This window comes from Microcoleus sp. AT3-D2, assembly GCF_036705715.1.
GTDB lineage: Bacteria > Cyanobacteriota > Cyanobacteriia > Cyanobacteriales > Microcoleaceae > Microcoleus.
This window is the reverse complement of sequence record NZ_JAUBVE010000082.1, coordinates 1-15,648: the sequence shown is the minus strand read 5'-3', so window position 1 is coordinate 15,648 and position 15,648 is coordinate 1. Positions and strand designations below refer to the sequence as shown.

At 46.9% G+C, this 15,648-nt stretch carries 17 protein-coding genes; 11 read left to right on the top strand and 6 right to left on the bottom strand.

What is annotated here, in order from left to right; genetic code table 11:
* Positions 1–511 precede the first annotated feature (511 nt).
* The gene (locus tag QUB44_RS25795; protein WP_333371980.1) at positions 512–952 is read left to right on the top strand and encodes a pentapeptide repeat-containing protein; all 441 of its coding nucleotides are present in this window, start codon (positions 512–514) and stop codon (positions 950–952) included.
* A gap of 152 nt (positions 953–1,104) precedes the next feature.
* Here QUB44_RS25795 and crtH read toward each other — a convergent pair whose 3' ends face one another.
* Positions 1,105–2,649: a carotenoid isomerase gene (gene crtH / locus QUB44_RS25790; protein ID WP_333371978.1), complete on the bottom strand. Its 1,545-nt coding sequence runs from the start codon at positions 2,647–2,649 to the stop codon at positions 1,105–1,107.
* A 30-nt stretch (positions 2,650–2,679) separates the two neighbouring features.
* Positions 2,680–2,922 (bottom strand): hypothetical protein, encoded by a 243-nt coding sequence (locus tag QUB44_RS25785; RefSeq protein ID WP_333371976.1) that lies wholly within the window; start codon positions 2,920–2,922, stop codon positions 2,680–2,682.
* A gap of 232 nt (positions 2,923–3,154) precedes the next feature.
* On the opposite strand from QUB44_RS25785, the gene upp reads away from it, so the two are divergent.
* From upp to QUB44_RS25770, 3 genes are all read left to right on the top strand, one after another.
* Positions 3,155–3,805 carry a uracil phosphoribosyltransferase gene (gene upp, locus QUB44_RS25780; protein ID WP_333371997.1) on the top strand — a complete coding sequence of 217 codons (651 nt, stop codon included), beginning with the start codon at positions 3,155–3,157 and terminating at the stop codon, positions 3,803–3,805.
* 226 nt (positions 3,806–4,031) lie between these two features.
* On the top strand, positions 4,032–4,499 hold the full coding sequence (locus QUB44_RS25775) for a TMEM165/GDT1 family protein (RefSeq protein ID WP_333160252.1): 468 nt from the start codon (positions 4,032–4,034) through the stop codon (positions 4,497–4,499).
* A 60-nt stretch (positions 4,500–4,559) separates the two neighbouring features.
* Positions 4,560–4,853 carry a TMEM165/GDT1 family protein gene (locus QUB44_RS25770; RefSeq protein WP_190658036.1) on the top strand — a complete coding sequence of 98 codons (294 nt, stop codon included), beginning with the start codon at positions 4,560–4,562 and terminating at the stop codon, positions 4,851–4,853.
* Between the two features lie 432 nt (positions 4,854–5,285).
* Here QUB44_RS25770 and QUB44_RS25765 read toward each other — a convergent pair whose 3' ends face one another.
* On the bottom strand, positions 5,286–5,792 hold the full coding sequence (locus QUB44_RS25765; RefSeq protein ID WP_333371974.1) for a hypothetical protein: 507 nt from the start codon (positions 5,790–5,792) through the stop codon (positions 5,286–5,288).
* A 321-nt stretch (positions 5,793–6,113) separates the two neighbouring features.
* Here QUB44_RS25765 and QUB44_RS25760 point away from each other — a divergent pair, with 321 nt between their 5' ends.
* The gene (locus QUB44_RS25760; protein WP_333371972.1) at positions 6,114–7,376 is read left to right on the top strand and encodes an MFS transporter; all 1,263 of its coding nucleotides are present in this window, start codon (positions 6,114–6,116) and stop codon (positions 7,374–7,376) included.
* 132 nt (positions 7,377–7,508) lie between these two features.
* Here the strand turns inward: QUB44_RS25760 and hisIE are convergent, their stop codons facing one another.
* A complete protein-coding gene (gene hisIE, locus QUB44_RS25755; protein ID WP_333371971.1) occupies positions 7,509–8,159 on the bottom strand; it encodes a bifunctional phosphoribosyl-AMP cyclohydrolase/phosphoribosyl-ATP diphosphatase HisIE in 651 nt (216 codons plus the stop codon).
* 350 nt (positions 8,160–8,509) lie between these two features.
* On the opposite strand from hisIE, the gene hemL reads away from it, so the two are divergent.
* On the top strand, positions 8,510–9,808 hold the full coding sequence (gene hemL, locus QUB44_RS25750) for a glutamate-1-semialdehyde 2,1-aminomutase (protein WP_333371969.1): 1,299 nt from the start codon (positions 8,510–8,512) through the stop codon (positions 9,806–9,808).
* A 236-nt stretch (positions 9,809–10,044) separates the two neighbouring features.
* On the opposite strand, the gene QUB44_RS25745 is transcribed toward hemL, so the two are convergent.
* Both QUB44_RS25745 and QUB44_RS25740 read right to left on the bottom strand, forming a co-directional pair.
* Positions 10,045–10,446 (bottom strand): biopolymer transporter ExbD, encoded by a 402-nt coding sequence (locus QUB44_RS25745; RefSeq protein WP_333371967.1) that lies wholly within the window; start codon positions 10,444–10,446, stop codon positions 10,045–10,047.
* A complete protein-coding gene (locus QUB44_RS25740; protein ID WP_333264027.1) occupies positions 10,430–11,089 on the bottom strand; it encodes a MotA/TolQ/ExbB proton channel family protein in 660 nt (219 codons plus the stop codon). The genes QUB44_RS25745 and QUB44_RS25740 overlap by 17 nt, the downstream gene beginning before the upstream one ends.
* Positions 11,090–11,208: 119 nt before the next feature.
* Between QUB44_RS25740 and QUB44_RS25735 the strand changes: the two genes are divergently transcribed.
* The 5 genes from QUB44_RS25735 (at position 11,209) to QUB44_RS25715 (ending at position 15,580) form a co-directional block, all read left to right on the top strand.
* Complete coding sequence (locus QUB44_RS25735; RefSeq protein ID WP_333371965.1) at positions 11,209–11,364, top strand: hypothetical protein; 156 nt, start codon at positions 11,209–11,211, stop codon at positions 11,362–11,364.
* Between the two features lie 484 nt (positions 11,365–11,848).
* Positions 11,849–13,411: a TonB family protein gene (locus QUB44_RS25730; RefSeq protein WP_333371963.1), complete on the top strand. Its 1,563-nt coding sequence runs from the start codon at positions 11,849–11,851 to the stop codon at positions 13,409–13,411.
* A 102-nt stretch (positions 13,412–13,513) separates the two neighbouring features.
* Positions 13,514–14,587: a hypothetical protein gene (locus QUB44_RS25725; RefSeq protein ID WP_333371961.1), complete on the top strand. Its 1,074-nt coding sequence runs from the start codon at positions 13,514–13,516 to the stop codon at positions 14,585–14,587.
* Positions 14,588–15,007: 420 nt separating this feature from the next.
* Entirely contained in the window at positions 15,008–15,292 is a 285-nt protein-coding gene (locus tag QUB44_RS25720) for a penicillin acylase family protein (protein ID WP_333371959.1), read from the top strand.
* Positions 15,293–15,346: 54 nt separating this feature from the next.
* On the top strand, positions 15,347–15,580 hold the full coding sequence (locus QUB44_RS25715; protein ID WP_333371957.1) for a hypothetical protein: 234 nt from the start codon (positions 15,347–15,349) through the stop codon (positions 15,578–15,580).
* Positions 15,581–15,648 lie beyond the last annotated feature (68 nt).

The window sequence follows — 15,648 nt, the reverse complement described above, 5'->3', positions numbered from 1 at the left end:
TCCAAGCACTAGGTGGATTTTTACGGCGCTGCTGAGACCTAATTAAAATTTATTGTTAAAAATGCAGCCGAGCTTGGGCTGGGGATCAGGCCTGTGACTGCTTTTCCTCTACCTATAAAGTTATAAGCTTATCTTTATTTTAAATTAAATTTTCTGTCTCGTGACACTTTTATTAAAAACAAGGGATTTATTGTGAACTTTTTGCGATAAGATCGCAGCTAAAATCATCCATAGCATTGCGAATCATCTCCATCTTCAGAAAGACGCATCTGTTGCCTATCCGGGCTAACCTAGAAAAGGTTACTACAAAAAGGCACTGAATTAAGTTCGGCAGTGTTAAGTTTTGCGAAATTATGTTTTGTGAGCTGGTCGAAACCATGTATGCGTTGTTGAGGGGAATCGATATCACAGCCAATGTGTGAATTAGATCGCAACTTGCGAAAACAACCATGGTACGATTGTAGATATCAAGACAAGAACTTGAATATAGAGTCTGTGAGGAAAAGGGATTATGAAACGCAATCTATTAGCCGCTACTTTTTTAATTACTCCCCTACTGTTGGCAGGCCCGGCTCGTGCTGAAAATCCCGTTCATGTCGAACAGTTATTGTCAACCAGGCACTGTTTTAAGTGCGACTTGTCGGGAGCAGATTTAACGGGAGCTCATTTAATTGGTGCTGATTTGAGAGAAGCAGATTTACGAGGTGCAAACCTATCTAGTGCCAACCTCGAAGGCGCGGACTTGACGGGTGCTAACTTGACGGGTGCTAACTTAACCGCAGTTTTTCTGACTAATGCCAGTTTAAATGACGCAGACCTCGATCGGGCAAATCTGACGGCGGCTATCATCAACACTGCTGACGTATCCGGCGCATCAATGCAAGATATGACCATCACTAATGCCAAAATCTACAATACCCAAATCGGCGTCGGTGGCAGCTACGACCAGTAAACTCGCTAAAAGAATGGAAAACACCAACTTGAAGTTTAAAAACCCGGTTTCTCCCCAGAAACCGGGTTTTTAGTCTTTTTGTAGGCTGCGCCGGAGCCTCACATTTTATGTTGTATTCCAAGCGAACAATCTGACGAACCCTACCATTACCACTAAAAACCCAAATCAACAGCAATTCGGTGCGCGCAAGCAAACCCAGAAAACGCCACCGCATTTAAACCCTGTCCGGGAAACGTACTGTCGCCCACACAATACAAACCAGGCATAGAAGTTCGATTAAACGGCATCCCCAGCAAACCCATTAGCTTCTGTCGCGGAATCGGCCCGTAAGTTCCGTCTTCGCGCCCCAAAAAGCGGCGGTGAGAACGCGCCGTCCCAACTTCCATATAATCCAAACCGGCATCTAAACCGGGAAAAATCTTTTCTAATCTTTCAATAATTCTTCCTGCGGCCTCTTCCTTTTTCTCCTCGTATTCCTGCTGCGAAAATCCTTCCCACTCTTCCATCCAACTCGAAGTAAAAGCGTGAACGATGTGATATCCTGCGGGAGCTAAATCCGGGTCTAGCACCGTCGGAATTGACACCAAAACAGTTCCCTCCGGCGCTTCCATTTGGTTCCAATCTTCTAATAAAATATGGTGGCAGGCACTACCCGCAGGGATTACGCTTGCTTCCACTCCCAAATGCAAACTCAAGAAACTCGGGGCTTTTTGATAGCGCTGCTGCCATTTCTTCTCGCTAGCGGGCATCTCTTCGGCCGACAGCAATTTCTCAAAAGTGTCCCAGCGCGTGGCGTTAGAAACTATCCGCTTTGCCCGGTAAACTTCGCCGGTTGCTAGCTCGACTCCGACAGCGCGGCCGTTTTCTGTAATAATTTTTTTCGCCTTAGCTTTGTATTGAATTTGCCCGCCGCATTTTTCTAATCCTTCGACTAATTTTTGGGCGATTTGACCGACTCCGCCTTTGGGATAATTGATGCCACCGTAATGTCTGTCGGAAAATACCATTCCGGCGTTAATCATCGGCGTCAAGTCTGCGGGCACTACAGACCAGTAGTAGCATTCCATGTCGATAAATTTCAGTAAAGTAGGGTCTTTGATGTAGCGTCGCGCAATGTCGCCAGTATTTTGAGGCAGATATTTTACTAATCCCAAACAGGCTAAAGGATTCTGAAAAAAGACTCGAACCAGATATCCGGGTTCTTCTAGAGATAGCAATTCCATGCCGTTGAGGCAGTTGAAGACGTTCCAGCATTCGCCGTAAAATTTGTGGATTCCTTCGCGTTCGTGAGGGAACCTGTCAGTTAATTCTTGCAAGTATTTCTCATAAGCCTGGGGAACTTCAAGTTCCAAGCCGCTGGGTAAGTGATAGTGAAGCTGTACGGGGTCGGGAATCGTTTCTAAGGTGACGTTGACTGCTTTCAGGGCGCGGGTGAGGAGGTTGGTTGTGCCACGCTGTCCGAAACCAAAAATCATGGAGGCGCCGACATCGAATCTGTAGCCTTCTCGATCAAAATATCCAGCACTACCCCCCGGAATTGTATAGCTTTCGAGCACTAAAACTTTGGCTTTCTTAGCGGCTAGCTGGGTGGCTGTCACGAGTCCGCCAATGCCGGAACCGATGACAATCACATCAAACTCTTGCTGTATAGGGCGAGAGTTGGGAGCAAATAACTGGGATTGGGTAGGAGCTGACATTCGCTTAAAAATCTTAATAATTTCTATATATTACAGTCGATCGCTCCAGAAGGAAGAAGTTCGGCAACGGATTATGTAGCGGATGTAACGGATGTCAGGAAGACCGAAGTTCGGCAATGCCCAATGCCCGATGCCCGATGCCCGATGCCCGATGCCCGATGCCCGATGCCCGATGCCCGATGCCCCTGCTTCCAAAAAAAAATGCGGGAACAGTCTACCATTGCCGACTGCCCCCGTCTGCCGATCCTTTGAGAGGAGAACACTAAAAATCACTATATCCTTGTTGCTAATTAATGTCAATACTATTAGAAAAATATTTCAATAAGCTGATGGAGGTCGATCGGCGAATGGGTTCTAACTCAATCTCTGGCTTGTATGCGCCCTCAAGGATGTGATAAGTTGCACAGAGCGATCGATCGATCGATCGCCGGTTGTCGAAGCCCTCGAAGAAGATCGATCGCACCGCATAAAATCCCTCAAACCTAGCAATCTCCCCAATTTCCTAATGTCCCTGCAACTGCGCGTTTACGTTCCCCCGCATCCGTTAATTAAACACTGGCTGGCTGTTGCCCGCGACGCCGCTACCCCATCGGTACTTTTTCGTTCTGCAATGACAGAATTGGGAAGGTGGCTGGCTTACGAGGCGATTCGAGAATGGCTGCCGACAGTGGAAACAACGGTGCAGACTCCTTTGGGGGAATGTCCGGCAACTTTTATCAACCCGGAAGCTCCGTTAGTTGTGGTACCGATTTTGCGGGCAGGTTTGGCACTGCTCGACGGAATTCAGACGGTTGTGCCGCTGGCGTCGGTTTACCACCTCGGCATGGCAAGAAATGAGGAGACGCTGCAACCGACTTGTTATTTGAACAAATTGCCGGCGCAGTTTAACCCGCAAACGCGGGTGATAATTAGTGAGCCGATGCTGGCGACTGGCGGGACGATTATAGCGACTATGCAGGAATTGACTGCACGGGGAATTGATCCGAGCTTGATTCGGATTATCTCTGTGGTGGCTGCTCCTCCGGCTTTGAAGAGGCTGAGTGCAGAGTACCCGAGTTTGATGATTTACACCGCAACGATCGACGAAATAGTCAACGAACAGGGCTTTATTGTACCTGGTTTGGGAGATGCGGGCGATCGAACTTACGGCACATGAAGCAAGTCAGTCAGTCAATTTTAGATTTGAGATTTGAGATTTTAGATTGACTAGACAGATAAATCTGGGGGCTTGTATCCCTTTTTGGGCGCGGTGAGTGGTTCCAGGAATGAGTTGCTTAAATATCCTGGGAAAAAGATGACCCTGGTTTGGTAAAAGCAGGCACCGAGAAAGTTAGAATCAAAAGTACAAGTCAAAAATAAATAGCGTTTAGCACTCATTGCCCGTGAAACTTGATTCTGTTCCGCCAAGCTTGTCTGCTTCTGACTCAGTAAACCTCAATTATGATTTGCCACAACAGGTACAACTACAAATAAAAGAGGTTACTGAGATTTGTGCTGCTTTAACCCCGGAGCCCGCTGAACTCTCAGGGACTATCAATCCCGATATTTGTCAGGAACAAAAGAAACTGAAGCCCAAGCACTGGGCAATTTTTGCTTCGACTTTTGCAACTATTTTTTTAGCTGAAATTGGAGACAAAACTCAGCTCGCGATTTTGCTGATGACGGCTGAATCTCGAAATCCTTGGATCGTGTTTGTGGGTGCGGGTTCGGCTTTGATAGCAACCAGTTTGCTGGGGGTGTTGCTGGGAAGGTGGCTGGCTAGTCGGATTGCTCCGAGAACTTTGGAGAGAGCAGCCGGAGTGATTTTACTGACGATTTCGGCGGTTCTGCTGTGGGAAGTGCTGGGTTAATTGTCTGCCTTGTCGGTAAGTCCTAGATTTCTACAATAGCTAACTAAGAACTAAAAAAACATGGACTGGCAACTTTTGGGCATCAGTTTTATTACAGTGTTTTTGTCAGAATTGGGAGACAAAAGTCAATTAGCTGCGATCGCCCTGGGCAGCAGTTGTAACTCGCCGCGGGCTGTATTTTTCGGTACGGCGTCGGCGCTGCTGCTGGCGAGTTTAATCGGCGTGGCCATTGGCTTCAGCACGGCAGAGGTGTTGCCCGAACGGTTGGTAAAGGGACTCGCGGCGATCGGATTTGCGGTGATGGGCTTGCGCCTGCTGTGGCCAAAAGCAGATTTACCGGAAGCATCCGAGTAGGGCGTGGCGTCGGTCGATTTTAGATTTTAGATTTTAGATTTTAGATTTACTTCACAGATGAATCTGGGAGTTTGAACCAGAGTCTAAAATGTTGAGTTCTCCACGGGAGGAGTTGTTCGCAAGTATCCGTTTTTGCGCGGGTTCAGGAAACTTGACAGTATAGTTATATCAAATCTGTTAGCATCGCAGATTATTCATCTCTCTATTCTTTCCATCTGCGTGAATCAGCGTCAATCCATTGTTATCTGCGGCCCAAGAAATTCTCTTTTTTTAACCGCAGATGAGGGCAGATAAACACAGATTAACGCCGATGAATATCAAATCCGGTGTTTACGATCGCTAAAATTTAAAAAAAATTAGCAGCGGGCATGAATTCACGCCCGCTGCTAATTTTTGAATTTTTCTCAACTCAACCTCTGAGTCTTGTGTCGATTAAACTTGGTTTTGGTAGCACCAGCCCAGCAGCGTACCGGCGACAGCCAACTTCAGCGCTTCCAAGCCAAAATAGCCTTGGTGCAGTAGATTCATGCCGGCGGGCACTTCTGCTGCGGAATCGAACAGATTTAGCTGCATTCCCAAGGCGCTCATTTGGGGTGTCAGGGCGTAGGTGTCAATCAGGGCGATCGCCAGAAGTACCAATGATAATAAAATTGCTGTGCGGCTGCGCTTGCCGAAGTCACCGACTAAATTGCTCAAAACCATCAAACCCGTTGTCACCAGGCCCGAACAGATTAACTCAACGCGGTTGAATCCCCAGAACATTAAATTTCCGGCCGTTGTAAACTCGGGAGATGTCATCATGCCAGATACGTAGAGACTGGGCATAATGACTAGATCCAAAACCAGGCTAACGCTGAGCCAGAAAATTAGGGCTACCATGACAATTGCTTGCCAGCGCGGTTTGATTGATTCCACTCTTGATGTTGTAATAGCTGTCATATAATTAGACCCTCTAAAATTTTCTTCTGCCTTTTCTAGAGTTTAACTAACTTTTATCTAAAATCGTGTTAAGTATTTTTAAATTAATGGTAACTTTTGTGTAACAGACGCTGAAGAATTGTTAAGCTCACTTATGTTTGCCATCACCTGCGTTAACTAATACTAATTCGGGAAAACTACGGAATAAATTAATAATTACTCACAGGACTTATGCACTGCGACCAAAGACATCTGGTTTTGATCCTGAATTAAACACCGTAACGTATTTTTTATAAAAAACCAGGTTTCTGCGTCCAGAAATAACTCCTAATTTAAGTGTATATGCCTAAATTTCAATTATCCTCTTGGTTGCCCCGTCTCCCCCCTCAAGTCTGGATTCTTGCCGTCGCCAGATTCCTCTCCCAAAGCGGCACCGGTTTTACTTTATTTTACGCGCCGATATTTTTTGTCGATCACGTCGGTTTATCTGCTACTGCTGTTGGGATTGGTTTGGGTAGCGGTTCAGTTTCGGGAATATTCGGCAGAATTTTGGGCGGTTCTTTTTGCGATTCCAAATTTTGGGGAAGGCGGCGAACTTTATTGCTGGCGACAATTATTTCGGCTGCCGCTTCTTTTATACTGGCAGGGACTAATGATTTCCCCGGCTTAATTGCGGGCAATTTACTGATGGGTTTTGGCGTGGGTTTGTATTGGCCTCCAACCGAGACGATGGTGGCGGATTTAACGGAGGGCGAACAGCGACAGGAAGCTTTTGCTTTGACGCGACTGGCTGATAATTTGGGTTTGCAAGTTGGGATTATTTTGGGTGGTTTGTTGATTTCTATAACGGGGAATTATCGATCGCTCTTTATTATTGATGGTATCTCGTTTTTAGTGCTATTTGCGGTAGTTGCGATCGCGATCGCCGAAACCTACAAACCAGTTAATTCAGCGGATAGAGGCAAAAAAAATCGGGAAAATGGCTGGATGGTGGCGCTGAGCGATCGCAGTCTTGTAGTTTATGCTTTAGTAAATACCCTGTTCACATTATATATTTCCCAAATCCAAACCACAATGCCGCTGTACTTTAGCAAGTTTGTCGCGGTGGGGACATCGGGAAAAGGCTTCTCAACAGGTACAATTACCGTTTTGTTTGCTTTTAGCACGTTTTTAACTGTGGCTTTGCAACTGCCGGTTGTTAAAGCTTTGAGGCGGTTTTCCCATCCAAAAGCTTTGATGATTTCTGCGCTGCTATGGGGAATGGGATTTATTGCGATCGGCTTGACGGGAATGGCTGCAACTGGCAATCTATTTTTAGCTGTTTTAGGCTTGAGCTTTTTGTCGATGGCGACTGTTGCTTATACGCCTTTTGCTTCTGCTTTGGTGGTGGATTTAGCGCCGGAGTCTTTGCGGGGCGTGTATTTGGCGGTTAATTCTCAGTGTTGGGCGATCGGCTATTTAATCGGGCCGCCGCTGGGCGGTTTGGCTTTGGATAGAGGTAAATGGGCGGCAGATAATTTTTGGTTGGGTTTGGCTTTGAGTGTTGGCCCGGCTATTTTTATTTTGCAAAAGCTCGATCGAATGTTGAAAAATAGCAGTCATTAGTCATTAGTCATTAGTCATTAGTTATTAGTCATTTGTTGCTGCTACCAATGCCCAATGCCCAATGCCCAATGCCCAATGCCCAATGCCCAATGCCCAATGCCCAATGCCCAATGCCCAATGCCCAATTACCGATTATTTTCGTCGATCGCCCAATTTGCGGTAAACTTCTCTTAAATCAACTTGATGGTGAGCCAAAGCAACCAAAGCGTGATAAAATAAATCCGCAACTTCTCCAGCAATCCCCTCTTTGTCGTCATCTTTGCAAGCCATCACAACTTCCGCCGACTCTTCGCCAATTTTCTTGAGAATCTTGTTGTCGCCGCCCTCGAACAACTTGCAAGTATAAGAACTTTCGTTAGGATGATCGCGGCGATCGCAAATTACCGCAAATAATTGAGATAACATATCCCCTGGCGGCGGTGAAATTTCCCCATCAACTTGGTGAAAACAACTTCTTTCTCCGGTGTGACAAGCAATATCTCCGACTTGTTCGACAGTCACCAGCAAAGCATCACTATCGCAGTCGTAACGCAGCCCTTTGACATTTTGAATGTGTCCCGAAGTCGCGCCTTTGGGCCACAATTCAGAACGAGAACGACTCCAGAACCAAGTTTGCCCGGTAGAGAGCGTTTTTTGCAGCGACTCCCGATTCATCCAGGCCATCATTAACACCGTACCGTCCAAATAATCTTGGACGATCGCAGGCACTAAACCGCGATCGTCGTAACGAATCTTTTCAATTGGGATCGATCGGCTCAAACTCGATAAATCAGTAGTAGACATAATTTTATTTCAACTTGGTAAGATAGATTAACGCTTTCCTGTCGGAGATTTTTTTTTATTAACCGCAGAGAACGCAGAGGAGGGAGAGGAAGAGAGAAGATTGAGCAACTGATGGCTAAATTGTCAAGAACTATTTTACAAAAAATTACATTTTAGGGCGCTTCCCTACGGGATAGCTTCGCTTCACCGTGCTAGTGCGACAAAGCCCGAAAAACCCAAGCTAGTATTGCTACTCATTCGTTTGTACCCTAAAATCTACTAGAATAGTTTCCTTGAATCGACCTAACCTTTATGTTGAACTGGCTATAAAATTATTCTACCAACAACAGACGTTCACTAAGGAGAAAACATTGGTTTCCACAACCTTGAAAACGACCAAATCAGAAGAAATTTTCGCTGCCGCCCAGAAGTTGATGCCAGGTGGCGTCAGTTCCCCTGTGCGCGCCTTCAAATCCGTAGGCGGACAGCCCATCGTCTTTGACAGGGTAAAAGGAGCCTACATTTGGGATGTTGACGAAAACCAATACATTGACTATGTAGGCACTTGGGGCCCAGCCATCTGTGGCCACGCCCACCCGGAAGTCATCAAAGCCTTGCACGAATCTTTAGAAAAAGGTACGAGTTTCGGCGCACCATCGCTGTTGGAAAACGTACTCGCCGAAATGGTTATCGATGCCGTTCCCAGCATTGAAATGGTGCGATTTGTCAACTCTGGCACCGAAGCCTGTATGGCCGTTTTGCGGCTGATGCGAGCTTTCACCGGACGCGATAAACTGATTAAATTTGAAGGCTGCTATCACGGGCACGCCGATATGTTCTTGGTAAAAGCCGGTTCCGGCGTCGCAACTCTGGGCCTTCCTGACTCTCCGGGCGTCCCGAAATCCGTTACTGCCAATACCCTCAACGCTCCCTACAATGACTTAGAAGCAGTCAAAGCTTTATTTGCCGAAAATCCCGGCGAGATAGCAGGCGTAATTCTCGAACCAGTGGTGGGGAATGCCGGTTTTATTACCCCGGATGCAGGTTTTCTCGAAGGTTTGCGGGAAATTACTAAAGATAACGGCGCTTTGTTAGTTTTTGATGAAGTAATGACCGGTTTCCGCATCGCCTACGGCGGAGCTCAGGAAAGATTCGGTGTCACCCCGGATTTGACTACTTTGGGTAAAGTTATCGGTGGCGGTTTGCCGGTGGGAGCTTACGGGGGAAGGCGGGATATTATGGGGATGGTGGCTCCTGCTGGGCCGATGTATCAAGCGGGTACGCTTTCGGGAAATCCTTTGGCGATGACTGCTGGGATTAAGACTTTGGAATTGCTACAAAAACCCGGCACTTACGAACAGTTGGATAAGATTACTAAAAAACTGTCTGACGGATTGCTAAAAATTGCTAAGGAAGCCGGACACGCTGTTTGGGGCGGGCAAATTAGCGGGATGTTTGGCTTGTTTTTTGCGGCTGGCCCGGTTCACAATTACGAGGATGCGAAGAAGTCGGATTTGACGAAGTTCAGCCGCTTTCACCGGGGAATGTTGGAGCACGGAATTTATCTTGCTCCTTCGCAGTTTGAGGCGGGATTTACTTCTTTGGCTCATACTGAGGAAGATATCGATCAAACTTTGGCTGCCGCGCGTGAAGTGATGGCAAGTATTTAACCTGTTTAGTCAGGACTTTCGTCCTTAAAACTCAGGAATAAATAATTAAAGTCCTTGCTGTTTGTTGGCAGTAAGGACTTTAATTTTTAACTGCTTTATCAAATAAAGTTCTGAATCATACAGACTATTCAGGACTACCTTTTAATCAGGCTTACAGGCTTTTTTAGGAAATTTTAACGGGGTAATTCCTGTTTAAGGGTGTGGGGAAATTAAAAATTAGTAATTATAGGAACTCTCTACTTTGTGGTAGCAATCCCTAACTTAGCTCCCTTAATTCGGCGTAATCGATCCATAACTTCCACCACATTTCCGTGATTGACGCTTTTATCCGCATTCAGCACAATTAATGAGTTCTGATTTGACCCCATCGCCTGTCGCACCGTACTCTCAATCTGGTCTAAGTTGACTAACTTTTTATCAACCATTAATTTTCCCTGATCATCGATAGTGACGGTAATTTTAGCAGGCGAGTCCTGAACTTGAGAGGTTGATGCTTTCGGTAAATTTACGGGTAGACCCTCGGATTTGGATAAAGACAGAGAGGAAACAATTAAAAACGTTAATATGGCGAAGACCACATCAATCATTGGCACGATGTTAATCTGGGGAATACTATCAGGTTCATCGGGTAGGCGCATAATTAGATTCTCTTGGTAGTTTTTCGTAGCGGTGACGGTACAATAGCTCTAACTGGCCTCCAGCTTCCTGAATAAAAGCAATCTGCTGTAAGTAAAACCCGCGAAACATATTGGCAAATAAGAGTGTAAAGATTGCCACAACTAACCCTATTGCCGTAGAAACGAGGGCTTCGCTAATCCCAGAAGTAACGCCTGCGGCATTGGTGCCCGTGGCATTCCCCAGTTTGAGAGAACTAAAGGTGGTAATTAACCCCAAAACTGTTCCGAGCAACCCAAATAGTGGGGAAAGGCTGATAATGGTGTCAAATATTGTATTAAATCGCTTTAGGATGGGGATTTCTGCCTGAGCGCCACTCTCTAGGGCCAAACGAAATTCTTCGATGTTGGGCGAGTCTAATTCTAAAGCTTCTAAAAAAATCCGGGCCAGGGGCAAATCGCTGTTTACTTGTAACTTTTTGATGGCGGAATCGGGGTTTTGACTGTAAAGCTGTAGCACTTCTCGCACGACTCGCCGCTGCCGCCGATTTACCCTAAACCAAAAGGCAAGACGCTCTATGATCAGCGCGACTGCTGCGATTGAGGAGGCCAATAGCGGCCAAGCAACAATGCCTGCGGCGCGAAAAATGTAAATGAAAGCATCCATTGATTTGTACTCTCGCTAGCTCTGTTGAATGATCGCAAGCTTCCTAATGGTGCAATTAGCCCGATCGAAGGCTGGTAGAGTTTCTGCGTCAAGTCGGCACAAGTGATTGAGGCAGCGAATTGTTTCACTCAAGTACGATCGCAGGCGCGATCGCGATCGCACAAACGCATTACCTGTATGTGACTATCTTCGTCTTTACCCAAAATGCTTCTACTGTGATCTCGACCGATGTTTCTCCCAGTGCTTGCTTGCTAAAGATTTGCGTTAGGACTTGACAATAATCTTCAATAATTTAAAAGATTCTCAACTAGGTTTCCACAAATATCAGTGTTTGTCAAGCCATCATCCCCACTTTTAAATAAAATTTGCTTATTAAAAACATATAAATTTATATTTAATTGTTATGTAAATTTTTCTCTGAAAAGCTTGAGAATATTGAAATTTATTGGTAGATTACGGGCTAAAGTATTGTATTTAAGGCATTGTGGAACCTTGCCCTGCCAGAATCAGAACATTGACAGCGCCCATAAGAGCAAGGTAGACGCCTCCAAAGGAAATGCTGATTGGTAGCCTATACTCGCTATATCAAAATTAAATAATGAAAATTAATTGCAAGAGTCTTGAACAGGGTGACAGTCTTCTTATAGGATGGGTAAGTTCATCATTGATAGCAAGCTCAACCCTTAGTTAGTAGCTTGTTTCGGGTTATGTCGGGGAGCCAGCGAGGATGTTGCCATCCATAAAGGAGAGTGAGAAGGCATGAGTTTTTCAAATATTTCGGCGACGCAAAGACAACAACAAGAAGAAGCTCTCAAAAAAGTTCTGGCGATCAGTCTGTTAGCCTCAACCTTACTGCACGGTGTCGCGCTGCCGTTGAGCCTCAAGTTCGTCAAACCTGCTGAATTTGAAGAGGATGCAATTGAAATTGTTGTGCTTGATGAGCCTAAAGTAGAGGAAACCAAGCCAGAGCCGGTTGTTCCAGAAAAGGCATCTCCCCCGTCTGAGACGTTCAAACCAGAACCGCCACCAGAGCCAACTCCCGCAGAGGAGCCTCCGGTAGCGACAACGCCCCCGCCGATTCCAGAGGAGCAGCCTGTAGCGACAACGCCCCCGCCGATTCCAGAGGAGCAGCCTGTAGCGACAACGCCCCCGCCGATTCCAGAGGAGCCTCCGGTAGCGGCAACGCCACCGCCGATTCCAGAGGAGCCACCGGTAGCGGCAACGCCACCGCCGATTCCAGAGGAGCCTCCGGTAGCGGCAACGCCACCGCCGATTCCAGAGGAGCCTCCGGTAGCGGCAACGCCACCGCCGATTCCTATCGAGCCTTCCCCCGCACCTCAACAGGATTTCAATTCCCCAGAAACTCCTAAAACCCCGATCGCCCAGGAACCGGAAACCCCCTCGCCCGATCCTCCAAAAAGCGAACCACCCGTTACCGCCTCCCGCCCCAAGGGTGCTGCGAGTCTCCCAGACTTTACAAAAAATGCTGGAAATCCCAACTCCTCCGACAGCCCTGAAAAAAATAACCCGCTCTCGTCATCTGCTTCGGCGGGTAGCGGGGAACCTTCCTCAGAGCCATTAAATCCTTCTTCCGGGCCCATACAGCGATCGCCCGGGGCTGGCTCACCAGTCACAGCTACTAGGCCAGGAGGCGGTAGTAACTCTGGAAATGCGATCGGGGATCTCACAAACCCCTCCTCCTCTGAGAACCCCGGAGGAAGTGCGTCCAGCTCACCATCCGGTGCCAGCAAAAATGGCGACATACCTTCTGATGAGCCATTTGCGGCTGGTTCGGGGCGATCGCCCCGAACGCCTGCGGCTGGCTCGCCAGTCACGGCCACCAGGCCAGGAGGCGGCGGCAATTCTGGAAATGCGATCGGAGATGTAGGAAACCTCCCCTCCTCTGGTAGCCCAGCAGGAAGTGCATCGAACTCATCACCCGGTGGAGGTGGAAATGGCGGCGGGGGTTCGTCAGGGCCATTTGGCAGCGGTTCCGGGCCAGTGCCAAAACCGACAAATCCGGGAAGAGGGGGGAGTCCTTCGCGCCCTCCCGGCGCGCCTCAGATCGCTTGCATTAGCGGCTGCGATAATAAACGTGACTATCCGATCGCAGCCATAGAAGAAGGGCGCGAAGGCCGAGTGGAACTCATTTGTGACATTGACCCCAACGGTAACACATCCAACGTCAGGATCTTGACTCCTAGCAAATACAACGACTTGAATAAGGCAGCGATTAAAGCAGTAGAACAAAGGAAATATGCCCCATCAGAGAGTGGCATTCCAGGGGAAAGAATAGTCATTATCTTCCGGCTGACTGACTAGGGATTTTTTTGAGACTCTAGCAATTTGGCTGGGAATTCTATAGAACCGTCCAAGGAATAGCAAAGTTAAAAGTTGAATTTTTTGTGAATTATGAATGTGGGAATGTCGTCAGCAATATTAAGTAAACTTCAGCGAGTTGGACTCGCTCTATTACTTGGTTCCAACTTGGGAATGGCTGTGTTGTTTGCCAACCCTGACAGCGCAATGGCAGGAGTAATTACTTTACCGGATGGCGGACGTTGCGAGGGAGAATTGAGTGAGGGAAAACTCAGCGGCCCCGGCATCTGTCAATATGCCAACGGCGATCGCTACGAAGGCTCTTTTCTCAACGGCCAACCTCACGGCCAAGGCATCTATACCTTTAAAGAAGAAGGTAAATACCAAGGAGAATTTGCTTTGGGTGAATTCAACGGTCAAGGTGTCCGCGAATTTGCTAACGGCAACCGCTACGAAGGTACTTTTAAAAACGGTGAGTTCGATGGTACAGGAATTTTTACCTCAACTAACGGCATTCGTTACGAAGGCTCTTTTACGAGTGGTTCTCCCAGCGGTCGTGGGGCTTTTACGTTCAGTAATGGCACTCGATGCGAAGGAGATATTAAAGAAGGAAAAGTTAACGGCAAAGGCGTCTGTCAATATGCTAATAAGAACCGCTACGAAGGAGAGTTGCTGAATAACTTACCTCACGGGCAGGGAATTTATACCTTTGCTGAAGGAGGTCGTTATGAGGGGCAATTTAGTGAAGGGCAGTTTCACGGTAAAGGGGTTCGCGAATATCCGAACGGCAACCGCTATGAAGGAGAGTTTGTGAAGGGCAACACTCAAGGTCAGGGGTTGTTTACTTTTAAAGAAGGGGGACGTTATCAAGGGCCGTTTGACAATGGAGAATTTAGTGGTGAAGGTGTCCGTGAGTTCGCCAATGGAGATAGCTATAAAGGCACTTTTGCCAAGGGTAAGATGAGTGGGAAAGGAGTTTACGTTTTTAAGAATGGCGATCGCTGCGAAGGCGAATTTAGCGATGGTCAGTTCAACGGCAAAGGTATCTGCATTTACGCCAATGGCGATCGCTATCAAGGTGAATTCCTCAACGGCCAGAAACACGGGCAAGGTTCTTATCTATATGCAGATGGAACGAAAGTAGAGGGAACTTGGCAACAGGGGCAGCTTAAAAAATAACCTTATAACCTATCTCGCCCTACTTGTTTACCCCCCCTCCTCACCAATGACATTAATGCGCTTTACAGCCGACACACCGGCGTTTTATAGCGCTTTTCAAGTTGGTGAGCGTAGCGGATGGCTTTTAATTTCACATCCGATTTACACAGGGTCTTTTTTCGGATTTTCTGGATTGCTCGAAGAAGAGTTTTTTTTTAACTGCATATCGACGCAGATAGACGTAGATAGGTTACGTTTTTGGGCATCGGATTTGGTATAATTTTATCCTTTGTTATCCATAAAAGGGATTGAAATCCTCGACGTTTTGTTCGTGCAGCTTGTTGAAAACTCTGCCAAGTCTCAGTTTAACAAACCCTAGCCAATTAATTGCCAGTGTTTCTACAACTAAAAAAACAAGGTCGGCAGATTGTTTCCTTATTAATGAGTTTTATCTTAGTTTTGCTCCTCAATAATTGGATTCAAGCCGCGCCTCAAACCGGCAATCAAATTCTTTGGGATACCTATGGAATTCCACACATTTACGGAGAGAATAGTAAAAGCCTTTTCTACGCTTTCGGGTGGGCGCAGATGCAAAGTCATGGTAATCTGATTTTGCGTCTTTACGGGCAAGCTCGCGGGCAAGCTGCCGAATTTTGGGGCGAAGATTATCTGGAATCCGATCGCTGGGTGCAAACTATGGGAATTCCTAATCGCGCCAAGGCGTGATATGAATCACAAAATTCCATTGTCCGCAACTATCTCGATGCTTTTGTTGGCGGAATGAATGCCTATGCAAAAGAACACCCAGAGGCGCTCACCGAAGAATTAAAGGTAGCATTGCCCCTCAAACCTGCAGATGTATTGGCACACGCGCAACGCGTCATTAATTTTACTTTTGTAGTCGATCCAGAGCGCCTTGAAGATATCGCTGAAAATGATACCCCAAAGGCTCTAATGGTTGGGCGATCGCTCCTTCCCGTTCTCAAAGCGGCAATGCCATGCTATTCAGGGTAAGAGCATCTCAATCATGCTTGACAAAAGCACTTGAGAATTTGCATCATATAGTCATTGTTCATCGCGGC